Annotated in this window: 5 protein-coding genes and 1 tRNA gene; 3 read left to right on the top strand and 3 right to left on the bottom strand. The window is 60.6% G+C overall.

The window, feature by feature from the left end; translation table 11 throughout:
* The first annotated feature begins 61 nt into the window (after positions 1-61).
* The 3 genes from AC1DON_RS20455 to AC1DON_RS20445 all read left to right on the top strand — a co-directional run bounded on the left by AC1DON_RS20455 (position 62) and on the right by AC1DON_RS20445 (position 2,208).
* Positions 62-138 (top strand) — tRNA-Met (locus tag AC1DON_RS20455).
* A gap of 237 nt (positions 139-375) precedes the next feature.
* Positions 376-1,386: a cupin-like domain-containing protein gene (locus AC1DON_RS20450; protein WP_476936670.1), complete on the top strand. Its 1,011-nt coding sequence runs from the start codon at positions 376-378 to the stop codon at positions 1,384-1,386.
* Between the two features lie 141 nt (positions 1,387-1,527).
* Positions 1,528-2,208 carry a M23 family metallopeptidase gene (locus tag AC1DON_RS20445; protein ID WP_476936669.1) on the top strand — a complete coding sequence of 227 codons (681 nt, stop codon included), beginning with the start codon at positions 1,528-1,530 and terminating at the stop codon, positions 2,206-2,208.
* Between the two features lie 3 nt (positions 2,209-2,211).
* Here the strand turns inward: AC1DON_RS20445 and AC1DON_RS20440 are convergent, their stop codons facing one another.
* The 3 genes from AC1DON_RS20440 to AC1DON_RS20430 all read right to left on the bottom strand — a co-directional run bounded on the left by AC1DON_RS20440 (position 2,212) and on the right by AC1DON_RS20430 (position 6,278).
* Positions 2,212-4,596, bottom strand: a complete 2,385-nt coding sequence (locus AC1DON_RS20440) for a TonB-dependent receptor (protein WP_476936668.1) — start codon at positions 4,594-4,596, stop codon at positions 2,212-2,214.
* Positions 4,553-5,557, bottom strand: coding sequence for a FecR family protein (locus tag AC1DON_RS20435; protein ID WP_476936667.1), 1,005 nt, complete (start codon positions 5,555-5,557; stop codon positions 4,553-4,555). The genes AC1DON_RS20440 and AC1DON_RS20435 overlap by 44 nt, the downstream gene beginning before the upstream one ends.
* 181 nt (positions 5,558-5,738) lie before the next feature.
* A complete protein-coding gene (locus tag AC1DON_RS20430; protein WP_476936666.1) occupies positions 5,739-6,278 on the bottom strand; it encodes an RNA polymerase sigma factor in 540 nt (179 codons plus the stop codon).
* Between the last annotated feature and the right edge of the window lie 274 nt (positions 6,279-6,552).

Genomic DNA, 6,552 nt, shown 5'->3' with positions numbered 1-6,552 from the left:
ATGCTAACGCTTCGCTCTTTGAGCACACTCATACCCTTCATTACAATATCTGCCTTCTTGGCGCGGGATGGAGCAGCCCGGTAGCTCGTCAGGCTCATAACCTGAAGGTCGTAGGTTCAAATCCTGCTCCCGCAACCAAAAAACAGCCCCCTTCAAGGGGGCTTTTTTGCGTCCAAATCACAGCAAACAGACGCAACCGCCAGGCAAATACGCTTCGGCGCGCCTTTTTGTACCCAAATGGTCCGTCGCCGGGGTGCAAACCCGCATGCCAACTTCGTAATCGGAGGGGGCACGCAAGAAGCTGAAGCTTAAATGCTGGTGGACGATTGCTACTGATCCGCTTTGGAGTTAGCAGGATCAAAGACGGAGTTGGCCATGACTGCATTCACGCCGGTAGAAACCCAACACAATGTGCGCGGCGACGAGATCGCCGCCTTGGTGACCGACCGGGACACACCCGTAATATTCAGAGGCGCGGCAGCCGGCTGGCCCCTGGTTCGCCAGCCTTCAGTCGATGCTCTGATCGACTACCTAAAGAGCTTTGATGCCGGCCGACCTGCTGAAGTGTTTCGACAGGCAGCAGGAGGCGACGGGCGTTACTTCTATGACGAAAGCGGTCGAGGCTTCAATTTTCAGCGAGGCGGCGTGCCCGTGGGGGCGGCTCTCGAGCGGCTGCGGGTATTGGCAAGGGAGGAGAATGCTGAGAGAGTCTATATGCAGTCGGCGCCGCTGAACCTGCATTTTCCGGGACTAACCGAAGCCAACAGCTTGCCGGGCATCAAGGCCGAGCCGCGTGTCTGGATCGGCAACCAGGCCATCACCCAGACTCATTTCGACCTCTATGACAATCTGGTTTGCACCGTTGCCGGGACCAAACGCTTCATCCTGTTTCCCCCGGAACAGACGAAGAATCTCTATATTGGCCCGCTGGAGCATACTGTGTCGGGCGTTCCCGCTTCGATGGCCAATATTGACCAGCCGGATTTCGTGCGGTTCCCAAGATTGCGCGAAGCATTGGCGGCCGGGCAAATCGCGGAGCTGAAGCCCGGGGATGTTTTATTCGTGCCCTATATGTGGTGGCATCAGGTCGTGTCGGACGCGACCTTTAACATGCAGATCAATTACTGGTGGGATCCGGCGGAGTGTCTGGATGCGCCTAAACCCGTAAAACCGATGCAGGCGTTCATGAGCGCCATCCTGACCGTGCGCGACCTGCCGCCCGCGCAGAACCGTGCGTGGAAGGAGATGTTCGACCATTTCATTTTTCACCAATCGGATCCGGTCGCCGATCATATACCCGAAGCTATGCGTGGTTTTCTGGGCGAGTTGACGCCGGAACAGCGTGCTGGGATCCTTAATGGGCTGGCCAACGGGATGAAGGCTTAAGACAAAAACACGTCATGAGAACGGGGAGCATCGGCTGACATTTCCAGGTGATGGCACATAGTTGTGGTCTGCTCTCACGCTGGACCACGTGCATTGCCGATGATAGCTTGCCCAATCCAGGTATATGCGTTGGAGGCGGCAATGGTCATATCGCTGTGCAAGCGTGTTTCGCCGGTAGCTGCCGCGCTATTGCTATTAGCCGCCTGCAGTACCGCGCCGGACTACACGCCGGAACCTCAGCGCCCCACCAGCCGGCCATCGACGCCGACCAACCGGCCACAAGGATCGGACGCTGCGTTTGCCAAGACACTCTATATCTGCGGCGGAATGACCGTCAGCAACGCACCGCCGGCGAACACATCGCACAAGGTCGAGAACTTCAATGCCATTATCCGCGTCGGCGGTGTGCCACTGGCCGTCAACCCCGCGCCGGGCTCGTGCCTGTCGTCGGGCTTTGGACTGCGTAACGACCGACTGCACAAGGGGGTGGACTATCATTACCCCAACGGCGTTGCCGTCCTGGCCGCCGGCAGCGGCACAGTCATGGAGATGATCTACCGCGGAGACTACGGCAATATGGTGGTGATCAATCATGGCGGTGGAATCTATACCCGTTATGCGCACCTTGCCGGTTTCGACTACACTATCGAGGTGGGGGACGAGGTCGTCATGGGGCAGCAGATCGGCCTGATGGGCAATACTTCGGACAATCCGATCCCCGTCCATCTCCATTACGAAATCCTGACCGGCAATTACGACACGCCAAAGAAGTCGTTCGGCTTGACGCCGGTCAATCCTCTGTCAGCAATGATGCCGCAGTAAAGTTTAGAACTGGCGGTTCACGGACACCCAGACGGTGCGCGGCCTGAGCGGCGTGATCTGGCGGGGACCATTGACGCTGAACGGATTGCCGTAGGCGAAGCTGTTGGTACGCACGTCGGTCAGGTTGTTGACGCGCGCTCCAATGCGAACCTGGCCAAGATCGAGGAAGCTCGACACGTCCAGCAGGACATAGCCGCCCGTATAGACGTCGCGCAGTGGCCCGTAGTTGAGCGGCGCCCGGCTGCGGTAGGATACAGTCGCGCTGTTTTGCACTTTCCAGTTCAGGACATGCTGGGTCCAGTCAGCGCTGAGTGCGTAATAATGCTTGGCAATAAAAGGCAGGCCATTGTCCTTATCCGCCAGATAAAGCGGATTGGGTTGGCTCAGCTTTGGATCGTTGACCAGGAGGGCGCCATGCAGCACCACATCAGTCGTTACGCGCCAGTCGGCTTCGACTTCGATGCCGGTATTGACGCCATCTCCGATGTTGACGGTGACGGGCAGACCATTGCTGCGCCATTGATCGCTTTGGATGTCGCGCCAGTGGATGCGATAGGCGGTCGCAGTCAGGCGCAGCTTGCGGTCCGGCGTGTTCAGCTTCATGCCGGCTTCGAGGCTCGTCAATGCATCGCCGAGATAGGTTGATGGCTCTGCCGCCGTACCTTGTGTCAGGGTGTTGAACCCGCCCGTCCGGAAGCCGTCGGCGGTTTGAGCGTAGAAGATCATGCCTTCACGCGCCGTGTAGTTGATGACAAGCGTATGCGCGAAACGGCTGGCGGAGGTGTCCTCGCGGACAACGGCGGAAGCGGCGTAGCCGTTCAAAGCGACATCGTGGATGACGCTGTATGTTTCGCGCCGGCTGCCGGTCAGGCGCAGCCCCAGCGATACCGTCCATTTGGGAGCGAAGTCATATATAACGTGTCCGAAGCCGGCGAGATCATCGACGCGTTCGCTCCGCATCTCTGCATAGGCTTCGTTGATCCCGTTGACGTCGCTCAGGCGGGGATGAAAGTTTTCGTCGGCGCGCGCCAGGAACATGCCGATCAGCCAGCGCAGGCGTTGATTGGACGGCGACATCAGGCTGAATTCGCCCGTCGTCAGTTCCAGCGACTGATCTTCATTGTAAAGCAGCGCGTCGGCTGAGGGCAGGGCGATGGCCGATCCCGACAGCAGTTGGGTGCGTACCGGCGCGGCGTCATAACCCGTGCTGATGTCATGGCGCAGGTGGTTGACGAACAGCTTCAGCGTGCCTTTTTCGAGCTTACCTTCCAGGCCGACCGACAGATTCAGGAAGCGGTTGTCGTGCGGCTCCGCGACGTCGAGCTGGCGGCGGAAAGGTGTCGTGCTGTCCAGCACATACTGGCTGTTGTCGCTGGAGAGTGACTGGGCGGCCAGACTAGTTTCCAACTGGAAGCGATCGTCGATCGCCCAGGTCAGGGCGGCGCGACCGCCGACGCGGCGGGTCGCGTTGGTGATGGCCCGGCCGTCGACAACGTCTTCGATAAAGCCGCCGCTCTCATCTTTATAGGCCACGGCGCGCACCGCCAGGGTGTCACGAATCAAGGGCGCGTTGGCCATTACTGTTGCGCGCCAGGACGCGTCGCCACCTGCGGTAACGCCCAGCCCCGCGCCGACGTCGGCTTCGAAACGATCGAGGCGTGGCCGGTTGGTTACCACGCGCACCACGCCCGACAGCGAGCCCTGGCCGTAAAGCGCCCCCTGGGGCCCTTTGAGGACTTCAACGCGCGCGACATCGACCAGAAGCAGATCAGGGTCAGGAGCGTTGTAGGTAAGGGGGGAATCGTCGAGATAGAGGCCAACGGTCGATTGCGTACGACCGGTCAGGATACCGTCGGACACACCGCGCAGCATGATTTTGTTGCGTCCGGGGCCCAGATTGGTGATCGTCATGCCGGGAACGCGCGTCGCCAGCTTGGCGAGGTCGAAATCGTTTTGAATAATCGCGCCACCTGAAACCACGCTGACGGCGCGCGGCAGCAGTTCGGTACGCACCGGGCGCCGTGTGACCAGCACCTCCTCGGTATCGAAGGCTTCCGCCGGCGACAATTGGACGGGCGCGCGTGGTGGCGTCGGCCTGAGATCGAGGCGGAATGTGCGTGCGTCGATGCGCTTGACGTCGCATTGGCTTGAGGCCAGCATGCCGCGCAATGCCCGTTCGGGTGTCATGCGGCCGCGGACGGCGCGGGACACGGGGCCGCAGCGGGCAGGATCTATACCACCGATCGACACGCCGGTCTTCAGGGCAAGCGCGACCAGGGCCTGGTTGAAAGGCTGAGTCGGGATGTCGATGGCAATGGGGCCGGGATCAGCGGCAAGCGCCGCCTCAGGCGCCGCCTGGGCGATCGCCAGCAGTGCGACGAAGGACAATAGCCTTGTCCGTCGCTTTCGCGTCAAGCGGAAGAAACTGTTCCAGCCGCCCGACAACAGCACGCTCCGAATCCAGGGTTAGAATGGCCGTAAGCCTGAGCTTTCCGGTCTCCTCGTCAACGACGATCGGCTTGTCGAAGTACCGGTTGAGGTCCTTGACGACAAGCGAAAGCGGTTGATCCCGATAGATAGCATGCGATGTGCGCCACGCAAAGGCCTGTTGCGGATCAGCATTTTGCAGCGAGCTGGTGAGGGTGCCGGTGCGGTGTATGCCTTGCTGTCCAGCTTGCACGGTAAGGGCTTGGCTGCCGGCTGCAGCTGGCTTGAGGCTGACCATGCCGGATTTTACAGTCACCTGCACGGCTTCGTCCTGGCGCAGAACGTTGAATTCCGTGCCGATGTCGGTGATGCGCAGGTCTTCGGTGTCGAGCGTGAACGGACGGTGGGCATCGGCGGCGACTTCGACCGAAATTTCGCCGCGCGTCAGGGTAACTTCGCGGCGGCTGCGGCCCAGCGCGACCGAAACCTGACTGTCGGTGTTGAGCATCAGCTTGGTGCCGTCGGCCAGGGTGATGGCGCGGCGTTCGCCCTTGGCCGTGGTGTATGTCTCGCTTGGAACCGGCTGGGTCATATAGAGCGAGACGCCGACAACGGCGGCAATGCTGGCGGCGACGGCCCCGCCGACGCCCCAGCCCAGCAGGTTGCGGCGCTTAGGCGCAGGACGTGAATGCGAGGACAGGTGGATAACGTTATCGACGGGCGTGGCCGCTTCCGCGGCTTCGCCGGCGTCGATCCAGAGCCCCAAAGCACGGCGATAGGCATCGGCGTGCGTATCCGACGCCTCAAGCCACTCCGTCAAGGCAATGATATCCGCCTCACGGAAGCCGGTATTCTGGCTGCGCACTGCCCAAACGGCAGCCGCCAGCTCGATCACCGACGCATCTTCATGTTTTCCCGACATAGTGCTCTGTTTCGCCTTTTCTGCAATGAAGACACCGCGAACGCCCGTAACCCGTACTTTTGTTATCCCGGAGCATTTCCCGCCAAAGTGGCCGCCGGTTTGGCGCAGGAAATGCGACCTAATAACAAATGCATTTCCCGCCAAAGTGGCCGCCGGTTTGGCGCAGGAAATGCGACCAAATTTAAGTGCCCGCCCCGGGCGGCCGCAATCGGGCGGTAAGGTGCCGCAGCGCCGTCGCCAGATGCTTTTCGACGGAACTCAGGGACATATCCATCTTCGTCGCGACTTCGGTCTGGGTCAGGCTTTCGAAGCGATGCAGACGAAAGATGTTCTGCGTCTTTTCGGGCAGTTCGCCGAGCGCTGCCGTCAGCCTTTGCATCAATTGCCGGCCGTGGGCCTGGTCCTCCGCCGAGGGGCCATCATCTGCGGTCTCGTCGCCGACCCTGTGGCCGCTCAGTTCCTGCCAGGCGGCATCGCGCCCCCTGGAATTTCTGAGCGCCCGCAACTGATTGAGATGAATATTGTGCGCCATGCGGAACAAGAAGGCCGTAGGGTCACCGATCTGGGTGTCATACGTCATGCCCGACAGGCGGACATAAAGATCCTGGACAATATCTTCCGCCATGGCGGAATCGGCCGTCAGACGCGTGAAATAGCGGACGAGAAGCACGCGCTTCTCGAAATAGGCTTCCAGCAGTTGGGTCTGCGCGGCGGGTTTCACAGTCGGATTTCGGCTCCTGATAAGGGCTTTGTCGCATCTGAAAGCCTCACTGGCAAGCAGCCGCAGGCCACGCGACAGAAAGATGATTTTTTCGCAATATTTTTTTACGGGGTTTTCCCGAGGACGGTGTCATCTCATCGTAGGACGCGCGCGGCGGTGCGAGCCTGCATGAGCGCCGGGGAGGTCTGTAGACCGTCGGGACCCCGGCGCCCCTCTCTCAGAGGCCGGCGGACCTTGCGCACGATCCTGATATGTGCGCCAGTCCGCCGGTGTT

Source organism: Asticcacaulis sp. P4_H10 (assembly GCF_056400965.1).
This window is presented reverse-complemented; position numbering and strand designations above follow the sequence as displayed.